The organism is Luteolibacter sp. Populi, assembly GCF_040801775.1.
Taxonomy (GTDB): Bacteria; Verrucomicrobiota; Verrucomicrobiia; order Verrucomicrobiales; family Akkermansiaceae; genus Haloferula.
On sequence record NZ_CP161812.1, the window covers coordinates 5,503,742 to 5,519,921 of the forward strand.

The following is a 16,180-nucleotide window of genomic DNA, read 5'->3' on the forward strand; positions in this document are numbered from 1 at the left end:
GGATCCGTTTGGTGTCGTCAGTGGGGGCTGGCAACGGCGGGTATGTAGGGAGAATTCCCCACAGGGTCAATGGATTTAAATGCAATCGGGAGAACTGCGGAGTTCTTTATGCCATCCCTGCCTCGGTAGGCGAGGGGAAGACGGCGCGCATCTTACCCGGTCACGAACTGCCAAAGCGCCGAACCCGCTAATATCGCCAGTGCGACAAACAAGGAGATGAGCACGACGCTTGCCTCGAATTGGTGTGGAGGGTCCGACTCCCAGGACCGGCAGAATTGGTGGGATGATTCCGGTTTCATGGGGGAACTTATTCCGCAAAGCCATTCCCCGCACGCTCACGACACGTTCGGCGGGGCCAGTCCTAGAATCTTGAATCTTGAATGGTGAGATGAATCTGGAGGCCTTCTCAAAATTCAAGGACTGGCCCCGTCGATGAGACCCCGTTCGACTCGAATCCCACCAAGCCCAGCAGATGAACCCCAACACGAGGATGCCGGACCAGAACGCGACCTAGCGATGCGGGGCAAGCTTCACGATGTTAGCCGGGGGCTTGCTGCCGCTTCCTTCTCTTCGCTCGCCAGGCTAGCAACCCGAGCCACGGAACCGCGACGGAGAGGAGAATGAGCCAGTGCGGGATGAAAGCGATCCATGCACCTGAGCTCTTGATCCCGGAGATATTCCAGTGGATGCCGCGCCATGTCTTTAACTGGGCGTGTTCATCCCAGAAGGCCTGCGTGGGTAGCGTGTTGCCGCCACGGCGCAAAAACGGCGCGGGGAAATACTCCGTTTCAATGTCGTTGGGCGCTTGCTGCCCGCGGGCGAATCGGGGGGTGTTGCCCTTGGGTATGTAGGTGAACTCCATGGCCGAAGGCGATTGCGTTGCGTTCACGCGGAACAATTCAACGCGGCTCCAATGCGACTGGGAATCCCGCCACAGCCAGCAAACGAACCCGATCACGAGGATGCCGGACCAGAAGCTGACCGAGCGGTGGAGGGCGAGCGTCATGCGCCTAGGCTTGGCAAGCGGAGGAGGCTTGGGCGAGAGCAATCATTCGGGGTCATCGTTCGGGGTCAGGCCTTTAGGCCTGACCCTAGGACAGACCCCATTGATGCGGCTGCCGGCATGACGTCCAGATCAACAATCCCACGCCCTCGGCGGGGTCAGTCCTTGAATCTTGAATCGCGAGGTGAATCCCAGGGCTTTCTCAAAAATCAAGGACTTCCCCTCTCGGCGGCATGAGGCCAACTTTGGCGGTGAGTCGCATTGCCACCGGCGGCCGCTAGTTCCTCTTCAAGCTTCTTCAGTTTGGCCGTCGCTCTAACCGCAGCAGGATGGCTCGGTCTGAATTTCCTCAATGTTTCGGCAAGTTGCACCCGGTGGCTTTCCAGCCGCTTTTGAGCGAGAACCGCTTCACTCGGGCGTTCTCCGGCCTTTCCACTTCGGGGCGGTTCGCTTTCCGCCGAAGCCCCTTTACCCTCGGATTCGCCAGGCTGTCCATTTGGAGCGGAGGCATGCCCGGACCTCACGTCAGATCTCCGGAACCCTGTTTCGTTCCGGTTCGACGACGGTTCGATGGCTTTGATTACCGCGAATATCGCGCAGCCGAGCAGGCCGATTCCAACGACCGCTACTGCCCTTCGAGCTGGAACTTTACCATCGTGCCCCACATTCAAAATCCTGGCTGCAGCTTTGGATGGCGTCCAGAGGGAACCAGTGCCTCACGGTGCCGGGGCTATTCTTCTGCGGGGGCAGCCCTTGAATCTTGAGAGTGGTCGTGAGAACTCGCACGAAATTCAAAATTCAAGGACTGACCCCATCGACTGATCTGGGGAATGTTCACATGAACATTTTATATCGCCAAACTCGGTTGAAAGAAGGTAGGATACGTCGCTGCCGAGATGGGTAGCAGTTTGGAACGTGCCATTGTGACGACGATCAGGCTTGCACCTCAACAAAACTGGATTCAGTTCTGCCGCACGTAATCGAACTTTTCGGAAGCGCATCGAATGTGAAAATTCAACTTCAGACGTCAAAAGGAAACGACGTGTTCAATCACGCCATGGGTGATTTATCTCCCGGTCAGCTAATGCATGCGAAAGAAATAGCTAAACCTTGGCCTCTAGTGAAAAAAAGACGCGATGCGTCAACCTGTTTCAATTGTCACGGTCTGACATTTGGAGGGCGTCGAACTTGGATTTCTGGATCAACCGAGGTCGCTAGATGTCTAAGTGACGATAGATGGCATGAGGTGCTTCCTGCTGATTCTATCCCTGGAGATATTGTGGTGTATTTTGATGATGCTGGAGACGCGAGTCATTCTGGCATAATCGTCGATTTTAATCATATGATGAATTTGCCTGTAGTGTGTTCAAAGTGGGGCTGGGCAGGCGAGTTTATACATTTGGTTAGTGAGGTGCCGAAGGCTTACGGGCATGAGCGTAAATATTACCGATGCGGTCTATGAGGCTATTTCGAAAATCTGCCATTAAGGATTTGATTGCGGATTTCATAGTCTGTAACACGCCTAAGAGTTTGTTTAAGATCGTGATATCTTCTGGTGTATACAAGCAGATGTCGCAATTACCGCTGCCGGATCTTGTGGCATTATATGAATTGATCGCTGCTAGAAATAGGACGACTTTTGCGTCCTTGGCCGTGGCAAGCGCAGTGTTGATTTCAATTTATTCAAGGGATGTTCCTGGTGATATTATTGATTGCAAACTGCTTTCGTGGGGTGATTCACTTCGGGATATTGCCATTTCTTCGCGGAGTTCTTTCAAGATAATAACACTTGATGCAGCTCTCCCCAAAATTTCTACGCAGAGATCATCCGGCATCTTTTTGGTGTCGAATCCTGCTTCGCACGAGATTAATCCTCAAAAAATAATTATATGAATCCGCGTTTGGCGTTGGTGGCTCATGATATAGTGATAGCGGCGGACACTGGGGTTCCGTCTGCATTCCATGTAATGGAAGGGATTGTTAGTGAAAGTTACCCTATGTTTCTGCCGATGATTGCCTTTTTGACGGTGTGGCATAAGGAAGAAGGTGATCCCGACGAAGCGCGGGGGGCGATGGCGGTTTCATTGGATGATGAGCAGCTTATTAGTCAGGATATGGATCTCACGTTCTCTGGTTCGAATGTTGCTCGCCTCGTTGCTCGCCTTCAAGGTCTCGTGATTCCTCATCCGGGTGCTCTGAAATTTAGTTATAAAATTGGGGATAAGGAGGCGGCGTATACGGTAGACACCTCCTCCCGTGCGAACATGACGGGTGTGACTAATCCTGCCCCTGTGCCTCAGGGGTGAAGGTGTTCTCATTCAACAGTGTATTTCAAAAAAGCCCCGCCTCTTTCGAGGCGGGGCTTTGTTCCAAAGGGGGAGGGACTCGGGTGAACGAATCCAGTTGTCAGCAGTGAGAGAATGTACTGCCGCCCTTGCGGTCTTCTTGATCGATTATTCGCCGAGGCCGAAGCGGACGAAGCGCTTCACTACGAGGGTGTCGCCGACTTCCTTGGCCTTGGTTTCGACGAGCTTCTTGATGGTGGTGTCGGGGTCCTTGATGAAGGCTTGCTCGAGCAGCACGGCTTCGGCGTAGAACTTGCCGATCTTGCCCAGGACGATCTTCTCGATCATCTCGGCGGGCTTGCCTTCGTTGGCGAGCTGGACGCGGTAGATGTCCTTCTCGGCTTCGATGATCTCCTCGGTGATCTCGTCGCGGGACAGGCCCTTGGGCGCGGCGGCGGCGATGTGGAGGGTGATGTCCTTAACGAGGTCGCGGAACTCGTCCTTGGTGGCGGTGTCGCCATTGGCGGCGCTGACTTCGAGCAGCACGCCGACCTTGCCACCCATGTGGATGTAGTGGGCGATCGCGCCGCCGTCCTGGAGGTCGAAGCGCTCGAACTTGCGGAGGCGGATGTTTTCGCCGAGCTCGAGGACCTTGGCCTTCACGAAGGTGTCCACGGTGCCTTCGTCCTTCTTCACGGCCAGCGCTTCGTCCAGCGTCTTGGCATCGGAAGCGGCGAGGGTGTCGGCGATGTCGTCGACGAACTTCACGTAGTTCTCGTTGCGGGAGACGAAGTCGGTTTCACAGTTCACTTCCACCAGGATGCCGGACTTGCCATCGGCGGTGAGGCGGGCGGCGATGATGCCTTCGCTGCCGCCGCGGGAGGCCATGTTCCCGGACTTCACGATACCCTTCTCGCGCAGGTACTTCACGGCGGCGTCGATGTCGCCATTGGTTTCGGTGAGTGCCTTCTTGCACTCCATCATGCCGACGTTGGTCTTCTTGCGGAGTTCGTTGACGAGGGATGCGGTGATCATGGTGGTGATGGGAAAAGGAAGTTTGCGAGGTTTCAGTGTTCAGTTTTCAGGAACAGCCTGAAAGGCGCTGGTGGGCGGGGCTTGGTAGGGAAGATGAGACGTTGTGAGAACAAAAACGCGGATCGGCTTTGTGAAAGGCCGGATCCGCGGGGAGAGTGCCGGCTGCGGGGGTGAGCCGCAGCCGGGGAAAGGTGACGGATCAGCCCTTCTTGGCGACGACGATGGCGTCCACCAGGTTTTGCAGGATGATGCGGATCGAGCGGACCGCGTTGTCGTTGCCGGGGATCGGGTAGTTCACGATCGAGGGGTCGGCATTGGTGTCGACGATGGCGACGATCGGGATCTCGAGGCGGCGGGCTTCGGCGACGGCGATGGACTCGCGGGCGGAATCGACGATGACGATCGCGTCCGGCTTGCCTTCCAGGCCGCGGATACCGCGGAGGTTGCGCAGGAGCTTTTCACGCTCGCGGCCGAGGGCGGAGAGTTCCTTCTTGGACATGGCCTTGAACTCCGGCTGCTTCTCGATGGTTTCGAGCCACTTCAGGCGCTCCAGCGATTTGCGGACGGTGGTCATGTTCGTGAGCATGCCGCCGAGCCAGCGGTGGTTCACGTAGAACTGGCCGGTCGCTTCAGCGGCCTCGCGGACGGCGTCCTGGGCCTGGCGCTTGCAGCCGACGAAGAGGATCTTCTTGTTCTTGCCGGCGAGGTCGGAGAGGAAATCCGAGGCCTTGTCCAGGCAGCGGACGGTGGATTCCAGGTTGATGATGTAGATCCCGCCCTTGTCCTTCATGAGGTAGGGCTTCATTTTCGGGTTCCACTTCTTGGTCTGGTGGCCGTAGTGGACGCCGGCGTCCACCATATCGCTGATGAGTTCGTTGATCATTGTGATTCAGTGTGTCCCGCCTTGATTCAGGTCGGGCGATTCTCGGAAAACCCGCCGCTTGTGAGGTCCCTTGTGGTCTTCCGTTGGTGCTTTGGCGGCGTGCGAAGGGGCGGGTTGGATAGGGATGGCCGGGGGGCTTGGCAAGGGAAAAGGGCTGGAAATGAAAGGCGAACATCGAACATCGAACGCCCAACATCGAACTTTGAATGGAAAGGCAGGGAGGGATCCGGAGCGAACGAAACGCGGAGGCGCAGAGGTCGCGGAGAGGATCGCGGGGGGAAAGGCGGGACGATGGATGACCCGTGCCCTTGGGATTCCTCCTACTTGGCGTTCTTGGCGTCTTGGCGGTTACTTTATGCACCAGCCCGGACTCCGAATTTGGAATGGAAGGCAGGAGGGCACCAGATCCGGGTAAATGGGAACGGCTGAACTCCCACGGGCTTCCCTTCCTCCCTCCCGTGGCCATCATCGCCCCGTGAAGCCCGGCCTGCACCGCTCCATCATCTTCTGGTCCGGCCTCCTGGTGATGGCCTTCATCGGCTGGGCGTGGGCGGAATCGCAGCAAGGGAGCAGGTACCTCGTAAAAGACCGATGGTCTTCTGTCAGCCTCGCCTCCCGGCTGATCGTCGAATACGATGCTCACAGTCCTGGTGGCTCCGAATGGAAAGCGGGGTTTGTGGAAATAGGGCAGATGTCGGATAGGGCCCAAACTTTGTCCCGAATCCGGTTGGGCTGGCCTCGGTTCATTCGCGCTATCGGTGAGCAAGAGTCCTTGGAATTCGCGCAGTTCGGAACCATCGCAGGCCGGCACCCGGATCCCGTGGAGGCATACCACCGTGAGGAATTTGACCTCTTCCCAAATCGGGCGAATTGGACTCTCTCGTTACCCTATTGGCTGATCCTGCTCACCGTGGCGCTACCATGGTCCGGCCTGCTCTACGGGAGGCATCGTAGAATCCGCAGGGCCGCCACCCGGGCGCCCGTGCCGCCGCCGCCATGATCTGCGCTCCGGGCGGCCACCAAAACAGCCGCTCTTGAGAGCGGCTGTTCCTCGGCTATGAAGATCCGCCGGTGTGCGGTGCACTGCGGTCACTTCACTTCTCCGGCATCGCGACGCCGTCGATCCAATGGATCACGCCGTTGCTCGCGGTGACGTCGGTCTTGATGACCTTCTGTCCGCCGTAGGTGACAACCCCGTCTTTCACGACGACGGCGGCCTTTTCACCGGCCGCGGTGGTGGCTTCCATGGTCTTCACATCGGCGGCCATGACCTTCCCCGGCACGACGTGGAACTTCAGGATCTTCTGGAGCTTCTCCTTGTTCTCGGGCTTGAGGAGGTCTTCCACCGTGCCCTTCGGCAGCTTGGCGAAGGCCTCGTTGGTCGGGGCGAAGACCGTGAAGGGACCCTTGCCGGAGAGGGTCTCCACGAGGTCGGCCGCCTTCACTGCCGCTACCAGGGTCGTGAAGTTATTCATGCCGGACGCGGTCTCGACGATGTTCTCCTTTTTCATCTCTGCCGGCGCCTTGTCCTTGTTCTGGGCGAGAAGCGGGGTGATGCCGGTGAAGGCGAAGGCCGTGATGGCAAGGGTGGCGATTGAATTTCTCATAGTATTCGATTCTTGGGTCAGTTGCCCTGATGGGCGTGGTCTCAAGCTACGGGGGGAGTGAGGCTGCGCAAAAAACAGACCGGGCGAATTCCCCATGGAGGCATACGCTTTGAGTGAAAGAAGCCGCGGAATAGGATCCGGAGCGGGCAGGGGACGCGGGAAAGCTGGTCTAACAGATTCACCTTCCGGGCCGGGCTGTTGCTCCTGCGGGCGCGGCGGAGATCGACAGCCGGGGTTCCGCCGGATAGCGATGCTGAAGCATCATGAAACCGCGTTTGCACCGCTCCGTGACCTTCTGGTCGGGCATCCTGGTGATGGCCTTCATCAGCTGGGCGTGGGCGGATTCGTTCCGTGGCGGAACTTGGGTTCGTTATGGCCTGTGGTCGGCAACGAATTCCAATGGGGGTGTGGAAGTCGGGTTTATCGACACCCCTGTACCGGCACCGCTGGCAACCGGATTGCGCACGGACTATGCCACTCGCTTTTCAGTCGTGGTGCTGCCAGCTCCCCAATGGACCCGCGGCAAGGACTTCGAATTGGAAGATCAAACCAAGGCCCGCTGGTTTGTGGAAAAGTTGAGGGAAATCACGAGCTACCGTGAGTATCTCGCGCACCGGATGTCGTTGTGGCCGGAGAGCAGTTGGGGCCTGTTCCTTCCCCACTGGCTGATCCTGCTCGCCGTCGCGCTGCCATGGTCCGGCCTGCTCTACTGGCGGGCGCGGCGGAGGCGGAGGGCGGCAGGGCAAGGGGCAGTGGCCTAAACCTCGCCCGTCCGGGGCTCCGGAATCCTCCTCCTTTTCCTCCTGTTCAAAAAGGACGACGGGAGAAGACAGGGCCGGTGTCGTTCTTCTAACAGGAGGAAGAGGAGGCGAAGGAGGAAAGGCATGACTCTGATCCTCTCGTGCCGATGCGCTGACAGCCCCCCTGGGAGCGCGGGGCACTGCCCGGCAGAGCGGTCCCTTGGAGCCCTTTTCCTCCAGGGGGCCGCATCGCCGCGGCGGCGGTATCCATTCGACCCCTTGCGATGCCGTCGGCCACAGGGACCGTTCTGCGGGCCGGGTGGCTCCGCGGTCCCAAGGGGGGCCGTCCGTCATTGGTGACGTTGGGATTGTCGGCAGTCGCATTTTTTCCTTGGTCAGCTTTCCAGGCGATTTGGAATAGGAGTGCCGATGAGCCAGCAACCCGAGCGCGACCCCGCTTTCTCCGCCGAGGATGACCTCCTCGGCGCGCAGATCGAGGAATTGCGCCCGGCGCTCAAGGGCTACGTCCTGTCCCTCCTCCCGGACCGCGATGCCTGCGAGGATGTGGTCCAGGAGACCTGCCTCTTCCTCTGGGACCGGCGGGGCGATTTCGAAGCGGGCAGCAATTTCCGCGCGTGGGCCTTCAAGGCGGCATGGTTCAAGGTCCTGACCCACCGCCGGGAGATGCAGCGGCGGAAGCTGGTCAGCTTCTCCGAGGACGTGCTCGAGCGGATCTCCCGGGCTTCCCAGGAGTTCTCCGAGAATGTCGATCACCGGCTCGCGGCGCTGAACCATTGCGTGGCCAGCCTGCCGGCGGAAAGCCAGCGCCTCCTGCAATTGAGATATCTCGATAAGCTGTCCCTGACGGCCCATGCCAGGAACCTCGGCGTGAAGCCGAATCAGATTCAGAAGAGCCTTTCCCGGATCAGGATCGCCCTCCGCCAGTGCATCGAGAACCGCCTTCCTTCACTCCATGAGTAGCCGTCCGCCCCATCCCAAGCTCCGCCTATTGGTGGATCGCCTCCACGACGGCCCGCCGCTGTCGAAGACGGAGGTCGCCCAGCTCGAGGAGCTGTTAGAGGACGATGACGCCCTCGCCTACTACATCGCGGTGAGCCATCAGGAGGCCCTGTTAGAGTCGGTGATCCCGCAGGACCGGCCCTCGCTCATGCCGCGTCCGCGCCTGGCCCGCTTTCCCCGTATCGTCTGGATGGCGGCGGCTGCGGTGGCGGCCTGCCTCGTGTTCGCGCTCGGGCTCGGCTTGGGCCGGCGGCTCGACCGGCAGGTGGAAGATCGCACGGCATCCACGGATGCCGCGCCCGTCCCTCCGGCGCGGATCACCGGGCTGGTCGGCGTGGAGTGGACCGATGAAAGCAAGCCTCACCAGATCGATCTGAATCCCGCTTCCAACCAGATCTCCATCAAGTCCGGCCTGGTGGAAGTGACCTATGCCAACGGTGTCTCCGTGACGCTCGAGGGCCCCGCCGTCTACGAGGTCGCGGGGAATGAATCCGGGCGGCTCCAGAAGGGCAAGCTCTACACCACGGTGCCGAAGGGCGCGGAGGGCTTCAAGATCCACTACGCCGGCGGCACGGTGGAGGACCTGGGCACCGAGTTCGCGATGGACGCGCTGCCGGATGGCAGCACCGAGGTCGGCGTCTTCTCCGGCAAGATCAAGCTGCACTCCTCCGGCCGGGACGCGATCACGCTCTTCGAGAACCAGTCCCTGGTGCAGTCCGCCGACGCGGGCGAGCCGCTGCAGAACGTGCCCCTCGACCGGAAGAAATTCGTCCCGAAACTCCCCGCCCGCGACTTCCGCTGGGAGGTGGCTTCGCCCGACGTGCAGGAGGTCTCCTTCGACGTCACGCACCTGCTGTGGAAGCCGGCCAAGTACCGGGCCGTCTTCAAGTGGATCAACGGCCCCGACGCCGCCGTGGTGCGGAATGTCAGGCTCTTCCGGGATGACAAGCTGGTGGCTGCGGACGACCATAGCGGCAGGACCGGGAAGCTGCGCTTCGTCTCTAACAATATCTTCGCCCTCGATGTCTTCCCGGGCAGCTACAGCCGCGGCCGCTGGACGGTGGTGGCGCAGATCCAGACCCTGAACCGGAAGGGCGGGGGACTCGAGAACGACCCCGTCGCGATCGGCAGCCAGGGCATCCTCCAGTTCGAGGAAGGCCTGGTCACCGGAGCCGGACCGGATCAATTCACCGGCCGCTGGAGCTACCACCACATGGGGGACCTTTTCGTGCGCGAATTCCGCGCGGATGGATCCGTGTCCTTGAAGAGAAACGGAGTGGCCGAGGATAGCTCCTGGAGCGGCAGCCGCTGGAAGGTGGAGAACGGGATCCTCGATGTCACCCTGCCGGACAAGATGCTGGTGGAGCGCCATGTCTTGCGCGATGCGAAGACTTTGATCTTCACCAGCAATCCGTACGAGAACGCGGTGAAGGAGGAGGGGGAGTAGCAATGCCAATCGATGCCCCCTTTGCGGCGCAGCCGCTTTGGAGTGCGGCGGGCATCGCCGCTTTTGGGCGCGTCCACCCGGAAATCGCCGCATCGAATCCATCCTTCAGTTCTCCCCTAAGCCGACCCTCCCGCCGCCCCCTTTGCGGCATCGCCGCTTTGAACGGGCTGCCGCGGCTAATGTGAAGTGGAGATGCTATTCGTTCGTCGGATCCGGCTTCACGGTCGGGGATCAGCGAAAGGTGGATTCGACATGGCGATCTGTCCGGAAAACCCGCAGGAAAGCGGCGATGCCCGCCGCACTCCAAAGCGGCTGCGCCGCCCTCTGCTAGGCCGTGGCGGGTTGGCCGCGTTTCAGGCCGAAACTTTTTCCCGCAAATCCGGTCAGCATCACACCGGAAGGGGAATAAAGCCGCGTCAGATCAAAACCCCGATCCCAGATGCAATCCCTCAAGTCTCTCATTTCTGTCACAGTGCTTACCTGCGGCCTGGCGAATGCCGCGCTGATTTCCCACTACACCTTCGACGAGACCAGCGGCCTCACCGCGGCGGACAGCGGGAGCGCTGGGGCCACCGGTGCCATCGGTTCGAATGTCACCCTCGGCACGCCCGGCGTGTTCGGCACGGCGTTCACCTTTGTCAATGACGCGAGCCAGAACGGCGTCGTGGACATGGGGAATGCCGCCACCTTCGCCGATCTTAATACCAGCCAGGCACTCACGGTCTCGGTGTGGCTGAAGTGGACCTCTTCCACCGACAACCGCGACACCGCGGTCTTCCTGGGAAGCAGCAGCGTCAGCGACCGCTATCTCGACATCGGCACCACCGGCGGTGTGAATACCGCGAACCTCGGCGGCGTCTTCGGGCGGAATCGCGCTGGCGCCACCTTCCCGGATATGATCCGCAGCTCCGGCCTGAACGATGGCCAGTGGCACCACATCGCCTACACCGTGGATGCGGTCACCGATGTCACGCAGCTCTACATCGATGGCGTGCTCGCCGGCACCACCACCACGCCGCTCTTCACCTTCCCGGCCTTCAATAATTTCGAAGTCGGCCGCCTCGGTCGCAGCGCCCCGACGGACGCCTATGCGGGATCGGTCGACGAGCTGCGCATCTACGACGCCGTTCTCTCCGCCGGTGAAATCACCGCGCTGGCCCAGGGCCCGGCGGGTGATCCGGGAATTGCCGTGGCGTCCTCTTTTACCTTCACCAACAGCGGCGCGGCGGAGACCTTTTCGATTCCCTTCTCGAATACAGGAGCCACCCAGACGCTGGTCCTGACGGCGCCCACCCCGGTCACGATCACCGGATCGGACGCGGCTTCCTTCACGGTCTCTTCTTTCGATAACAACCTCGCGCCGGGTGCCGCGGGGGCCATCGCCCTCCAATTCACCCCGGCCACTCCCGGCTTCTACGCGGCGACGCTCACCATCGCCTCGAACGATGCGCTCCAGCCATCCCGGGAGGTCGCCATCGAGGTCGAAGTGACCGACCCGATCGCCGGGGTCTCTCCGGTCGCCATCGACTTCGGCAGCTTCGCCGCAGCTCCCGGACCGCAGACGAGCACGCTCACGATCACCAATGATGGCGGTGCCCAGGACCTCACGGTGTCCAATCTAACAGTCACCGGCAGCCCGGCCTTCACCGTCGATGTGCCGCTTCCGATCACCGTCGCGCCGGGCACCAGCACCGGCATCACCGTGACCTTCACCCCGGGGAGTGCCGGAGGGAATTTCGCCGCGAATCTGGAAGTGACCACCGATGGCTACAACCAGCAGGTGTTTAACATCCCGCTCACCGCCCAGGTGAAATTCAGCAATCCGGACGCGACTCTTGTTTCCCTCTTCACCTTCGATGGCGAAGCCAATGTGGGCGACGACAGCGGCCCCTCCAATCACGACGGCACCGCGGTCGGCGACGCCAAGCGGACCAGCTCCGCGCGGATTGGCGCAGGTGCCCTGCTGCTCGATGGTGCGGGCGATCTGATCGATCTCGGCGTGGGATCCGGAGCCACTTACGGGCCGCAATTGATTGCCGACTCCGATGGCTTCACCGTCGCCTGCTGGGCGCACGTGCCGGCCGCCACGGTGGTGGATCGCACCCGCTTCTTCTCCGCCTATGCGAATGGCGCTTCCGCTTTGAGCGAAGGCTGGGGCGTCGGGCAGCGCAATACTTCCAGGGCTCTAGTAGGAACCACCTATGGCAAGGCCGACTATCTCACGCCGGTGAACGTGGCCCCCGCGCCCGGAGCCTGGCATCACTACGCCTACGTCTTCCGGAATGTCCCCGTGAACCGCGTGGACTTCTACCTGGATGGCGTGCTGGTCGATTCCCGCACCACCACCGTCACCGGCTTCACCGATCCTACCACCGTCGGCTTCGCGATCGGTGCGCTGGGCAGGGCCACGGCCTTCGAAGGCTTCGAAGGCCGCCTGGACGACCTGCGGATCTACAACCGCGAGCTGCCGGGCAGCAACATCGCGGACCTCTACAACTCCGCTCCGGAGCTGGCGGGCTACGCCGCTTGGGCGGGCTCCTACGGCTTGGATCCGGCAGGCGACGGCTTGCCTTCGGAAGACCCGGACCGCGATGGCATTGCCAACTCCGTCGAGTTCCTCCTCGGCTCGAGCCCGGTTTCCGGTGCCTCGCTCCACCTCCCCGTGGCTAGCGAAAACGCGGGCGGCTTGAGCTTCGGTTACCGCCGCGAGGTCGCGGCCCTGGAGGAAGGCTTCGTCGATCAAGTGGAATACTCCGACGTTCTAACAGGAGCCAGCTGGGTGACGGCGGTGCACAATGTCGGTGGCGTGACGATCAGCAGCATCCTGGCCCCTGATGGAGAAACCGAAGAGGTGACCGTCACCATTCCCGCGACGGCCGGCCGGATCTTCGCCCGGCTCAGGGTGACCACGCCGCAGTAGGCAAAAGGCAGGGACCGCTCTCCGGGCGGTCAGGCTGGGGGCGGCCAGGTGGTGTTTCTCTAACAGGAGGGAGAGGAGATAAAGGGCTCTCCGTCAGGTTTGCTGGAGCCCCTTCGGGAAAAGCTTCCAATGCGGATTCGATGTCCCCTTTGCGGCGCAGCCGCTTGGAGTGCGGCGGGCATCGCCGCTTTCCTGCGCCGCGTGCCGGAGAACGCCGTTACGAATCCATCCCCTCGTTTTCCCCCTTTTGCAATCCTGCCAGCTGTTCCTTCACCTTTGGGAAGATCCGGAGTTCAAGCGGGAAAACAGGGGGCGACGTGGAGGCGAATTCAACGCGGCGATCTCCAATCTGCACCGCAGGAAAGCGGCGATGCCCGCCGCACTCCAAAGCGGCTGTGCCGCCCTCGGGGGGTAACGTGTCGTGATTCATCAGCAAACCTCACGGAGAGCCGGATAAAGGAGGAAAGGCATGACCTCATCCCCCCCGTGCCGACACGACGGACAGCCCCACTGGGAGCGCCGGGCACCGCCCGGCAGAGTGGTCCAAGACTGCCGGGCGCATCTCTAGGTCTGCAGCACCGAAGCGGCGCTTTCCATCCCCTCCCCGTGATATGCCCCGCCACAAGGACCGTTCTGCCGGGCGGTGCCCCGCGGTCCCAGTGGGGCCGTCCGCCGGTGATGCCGCCGGGGTCACCGGGCCGACACCTTTCTTCCATCACACGGACAGCCCTCCGAAATCAAGGGTCGGCAACCAGATGCCTCCAACTCACCGGGATGTCATCGACCGGCCAATCGCTGGTCAAATAGACACTGCCGGCCGGATTGGTCTTCGCCTCATCAAAGCCGGTCTTCTCTCGCAGGACTTGCGTATGGAGGTTGTACTTGAAGCCGAATTGTTTAAAGTCCTCCGCGCTTGCCGGGACGATCTTCATGATCCTTCCGCGCCCCACCAGGGAACCCGTCGTGGAAAGATTGGATTTCACATACGTTTCAGCGAGAACTGCCGCCAGTTCCGCCGGGAGTACCTCGCCGAATGTCTCCTTGATCTGCGCGACGATCGCCGCCGAGGCATCGGCCGAGAGGGCAGGCACCTCGAGAACGAGGTCTTCGCCCGGGGCGCTCGTGACCTTGAAGCTCTTGCTCTCCAGCTCATGCACCCGGTCGAATACCTGCAGCAGCGCGGACTTCAGCTCCTCCGCCTTCGTCTCGGGGAGACCGAGAGCCTCCCAATCCGCGGGCAGCATCTCGAAGTCATAGTCGAAGAGACGGAGGTCGAGCTTCCGGATCAAGGCGGGGTTCTGGCGGGCCAGTCCATCGAGCGCGAGAAGCACGTCGACCTTCTTGTCGGTCTTGGGCGCGCGCTCGCCGGGCTTGGTCGCGCTTTCGCCGATGGAATCACCGGCAGCACCGCCACCCGCAGTCCGGCCACCGGCTTCCGCGGAGGGCTGGCTGCGATCACCACCTGGCTTGGCGCCTCCCCATGCGAGAAGCACGCCGACAAGCAGCCCGATGAAGAATGAGGAGACGATTTTCGCAGACATGGGGATGCTCGTTTCACGGGGCGTCGCTCGCAAGCCGGTCAGAACCCGCCCCGCTCCGCCGGATTCATGGCTAGCTATCTATCTCCCGAGGATCGCCGGGACAAGCTCGCGGGTGAGTGAGCGGGGAGGGGATTAATCCTCCTTCTCCTCCTCTTCATCCACCCAGGCATAGAACTCGCCGAACTCCACACGCTCGTTCGCCTTCGCCTCGCGGATTAAGAGGGCCGCCTCCTCACTCTCCGGATTCTCCCACTCTACCTCATCGTCATCGACCAGGAAATCGATCTTGGTCAACTGCATGAAATTCTCCTGCAGGGAGTCCAATAGCATATCCATCGCCTCCTCCTCATCCCGCGCGGGAATGTAGCAACGCACCGCCGCCCCTACGAAGCGTTCGGGATCGATCTGACAACCGGCCAGGGGTTTGATGTGAATGGCACCTGCGAACATTGGCGAAGTCGCAGCAAGATAACGCGCGGGTCAAGGGGGGGCTAACATCATCCCTCGCCTGCCAGCGATTCGAGCCGTTCGATCGCGTCGCCGATCAGTTGTTCTCCCGCAGCTGTGTTCCAAGGATCAAGACCCGCCGTGATCGTAAGCGGAGTAATCTCGATCCAACCAAAAGATGTGGAGAACCTCCCGGTCTCTATAACAAAGCATCCGGCATTTCTCCCAATATCTGAATCCCAGAATTTTCACGTCTTCGCTCAGGTTGGGAGGGATGGCCGAAGCGGTGATTTCGTCTCGCGGAAGGATTTCAGATCCTAACCCTCCCCGGTGCGCTTGCTTGATTTGAGCCCACGTAAGGCTAGCTAACTTCCTCAGGGTTTCGGCAAATTTCGCCTGTTGTTCTTGTGAGCAGACGGAAACGCACCCGTCCCCTCGCAGCAACTTCAAACAAAAAAGCGGGTGCAGAGATTCGGGGTTGGGAGCAACATTCTCAGGAGCTTTGATGCTTCCTTTGGACGGCTGCTTCTTGGGGCTGAAGCGGGCCATGCTCTCAAGCCGTGAGGTATGCTTTGAAGAACCTTCTCATGGTCTCTGTATTGACCAATTTGGAGCCAGTGGCTTCAGCTTCTTTATACGGCAATTCGTCGTGAGTCATTTCTCGGAGCTTCCAAGCCGAGAACTGGCCGAATTCCTGATAGACTTCCTCAACAAGATTTCTCTCTTCCTCAGTGAGATCATCAGGTTCGCCCTCCGGGCATGGGATGGGGTTCCCTCCGAACTCCTTGTATTCGCCATACACCCTGCGGACCACCGGCCCGTGAGCCCAAGCTTCAACATCATCCGCAAAGAGAGGGGCATCCTTCAATGCGAGATGCATCCCTTGGCAGTAATAGAGAAGCTTCTGAAGCTTGAGATTTGAAACCAAGTCTCCTGCCTCTTCGCACTGAAGAGCCAGCAAATACCGGGCGACTTGGGAGGCGTTGGCCATGCCGAAGTATGCGCTATTGAACAGTATCCGCAAGATTTTAGCGAAGATGCTTAATTCTAACCCTCCGCGTTCCTCCGCGACCCCCTGCACCTCCGCGGTTCAATCCCCGTCTTCCCACGATCACTGATCACTCGGCACTTCATGCCAACTCCGCGCCCTCCGCCGCCGAACTACCCGAATGAGGAGTCACTTTCCTGTGCCATTCGTGGAGCGAATGCTTGGGCGCTGGTATAGTTCGCGTTTCAAATGCGGATTTTCCGA

Annotated in this window: 13 protein-coding genes; 5 read left to right on the forward strand and 8 right to left on the reverse strand. The window is 60.5% G+C overall.

The features are described 5' to 3' along the window. Positions 1-538: 538 nt before the first annotated feature. Positions 539-1,006, reverse strand: a complete 468-nt coding sequence (locus ABWK72_RS22340; RefSeq protein WP_367871794.1) for a hypothetical protein — start codon at positions 1,004-1,006, stop codon at positions 539-541. A gap of 1,886 nt (positions 1,007-2,892) precedes the next feature. Here ABWK72_RS22340 and ABWK72_RS22345 point away from each other — a divergent pair. Then, positions 2,893-3,309, forward strand: coding sequence for a hypothetical protein (locus ABWK72_RS22345; RefSeq protein ID WP_367871795.1), 417 nt, complete (start codon positions 2,893-2,895; stop codon positions 3,307-3,309). 147 nt (positions 3,310-3,456) lie between these two features. Here ABWK72_RS22345 and tsf read toward each other — a convergent pair whose 3' ends face one another. The 3 genes from tsf to ABWK72_RS22360 all read right to left on the reverse strand — a co-directional run bounded on the left by tsf (position 3,457) and on the right by ABWK72_RS22360 (position 6,813). Next, positions 3,457-4,323, reverse strand: coding sequence for a translation elongation factor Ts (gene tsf, locus ABWK72_RS22350; protein ID WP_367871796.1), 867 nt, complete (start codon positions 4,321-4,323; stop codon positions 3,457-3,459). A gap of 199 nt (positions 4,324-4,522) precedes the next feature. Then, the gene (gene rpsB, locus ABWK72_RS22355; RefSeq protein WP_367871797.1) at positions 4,523-5,206 is read right to left on the reverse strand and encodes a 30S ribosomal protein S2; all 684 of its coding nucleotides are present in this window, start codon (positions 5,204-5,206) and stop codon (positions 4,523-4,525) included. Positions 5,207-6,300: 1,094 nt separating this feature from the next. Continuing rightward, positions 6,301-6,813: a fasciclin domain-containing protein gene (locus ABWK72_RS22360; RefSeq protein WP_367871798.1), complete on the reverse strand. Its 513-nt coding sequence runs from the start codon at positions 6,811-6,813 to the stop codon at positions 6,301-6,303. Between the two features lie 263 nt (positions 6,814-7,076). Here ABWK72_RS22360 and ABWK72_RS22365 point away from each other — a divergent pair, with 263 nt between their 5' ends. The 4 genes from ABWK72_RS22365 (at position 7,077) to ABWK72_RS22380 (ending at position 12,940) form a co-directional block, all read left to right on the forward strand. Further along, on the forward strand, positions 7,077-7,574 hold the full coding sequence (locus ABWK72_RS22365; protein WP_367871800.1) for a hypothetical protein: 498 nt from the start codon (positions 7,077-7,079) through the stop codon (positions 7,572-7,574). A gap of 408 nt (positions 7,575-7,982) precedes the next feature. Further along, positions 7,983-8,534, forward strand: coding sequence for a sigma-70 family RNA polymerase sigma factor (locus ABWK72_RS22370; protein ID WP_367871801.1), 552 nt, complete (start codon positions 7,983-7,985; stop codon positions 8,532-8,534). Further along, complete coding sequence (locus ABWK72_RS22375) at positions 8,527-10,020, forward strand: FecR domain-containing protein (protein WP_367871802.1); 1,494 nt, start codon at positions 8,527-8,529, stop codon at positions 10,018-10,020. The genes ABWK72_RS22370 and ABWK72_RS22375 overlap by 8 nt, the downstream gene beginning before the upstream one ends. Before the next feature lie 439 nt (positions 10,021-10,459). Then, positions 10,460-12,940: a LamG-like jellyroll fold domain-containing protein gene (locus tag ABWK72_RS22380; RefSeq protein ID WP_367871803.1), complete on the forward strand. Its 2,481-nt coding sequence runs from the start codon at positions 10,460-10,462 to the stop codon at positions 12,938-12,940. 217 nt (positions 12,941-13,157) lie between these two features. On the opposite strand, the gene ABWK72_RS22385 is transcribed toward ABWK72_RS22380, so the two are convergent. The 4 genes from ABWK72_RS22385 to ABWK72_RS22400 all read right to left on the reverse strand — a co-directional run bounded on the left by ABWK72_RS22385 (position 13,158) and on the right by ABWK72_RS22400 (position 15,919). Further along, positions 13,158-13,370, reverse strand: a complete 213-nt coding sequence (locus ABWK72_RS22385) for a hypothetical protein (protein WP_367871804.1) — start codon at positions 13,368-13,370, stop codon at positions 13,158-13,160. 307 nt (positions 13,371-13,677) lie between these two features. Further along, positions 13,678-14,481: a hypothetical protein gene (locus ABWK72_RS22390; protein WP_367871805.1), complete on the reverse strand. Its 804-nt coding sequence runs from the start codon at positions 14,479-14,481 to the stop codon at positions 13,678-13,680. 132 nt (positions 14,482-14,613) lie between these two features. Continuing rightward, entirely contained in the window at positions 14,614-14,931 is a 318-nt protein-coding gene (locus ABWK72_RS22395) for a hypothetical protein (protein ID WP_367871806.1), read from the reverse strand. 550 nt (positions 14,932-15,481) lie between these two features. Beyond that, positions 15,482-15,919, reverse strand: a complete 438-nt coding sequence (locus tag ABWK72_RS22400) for a Panacea domain-containing protein (protein ID WP_367871807.1) — start codon at positions 15,917-15,919, stop codon at positions 15,482-15,484. Positions 15,920-16,180: the final 261 nt, after the last annotated feature.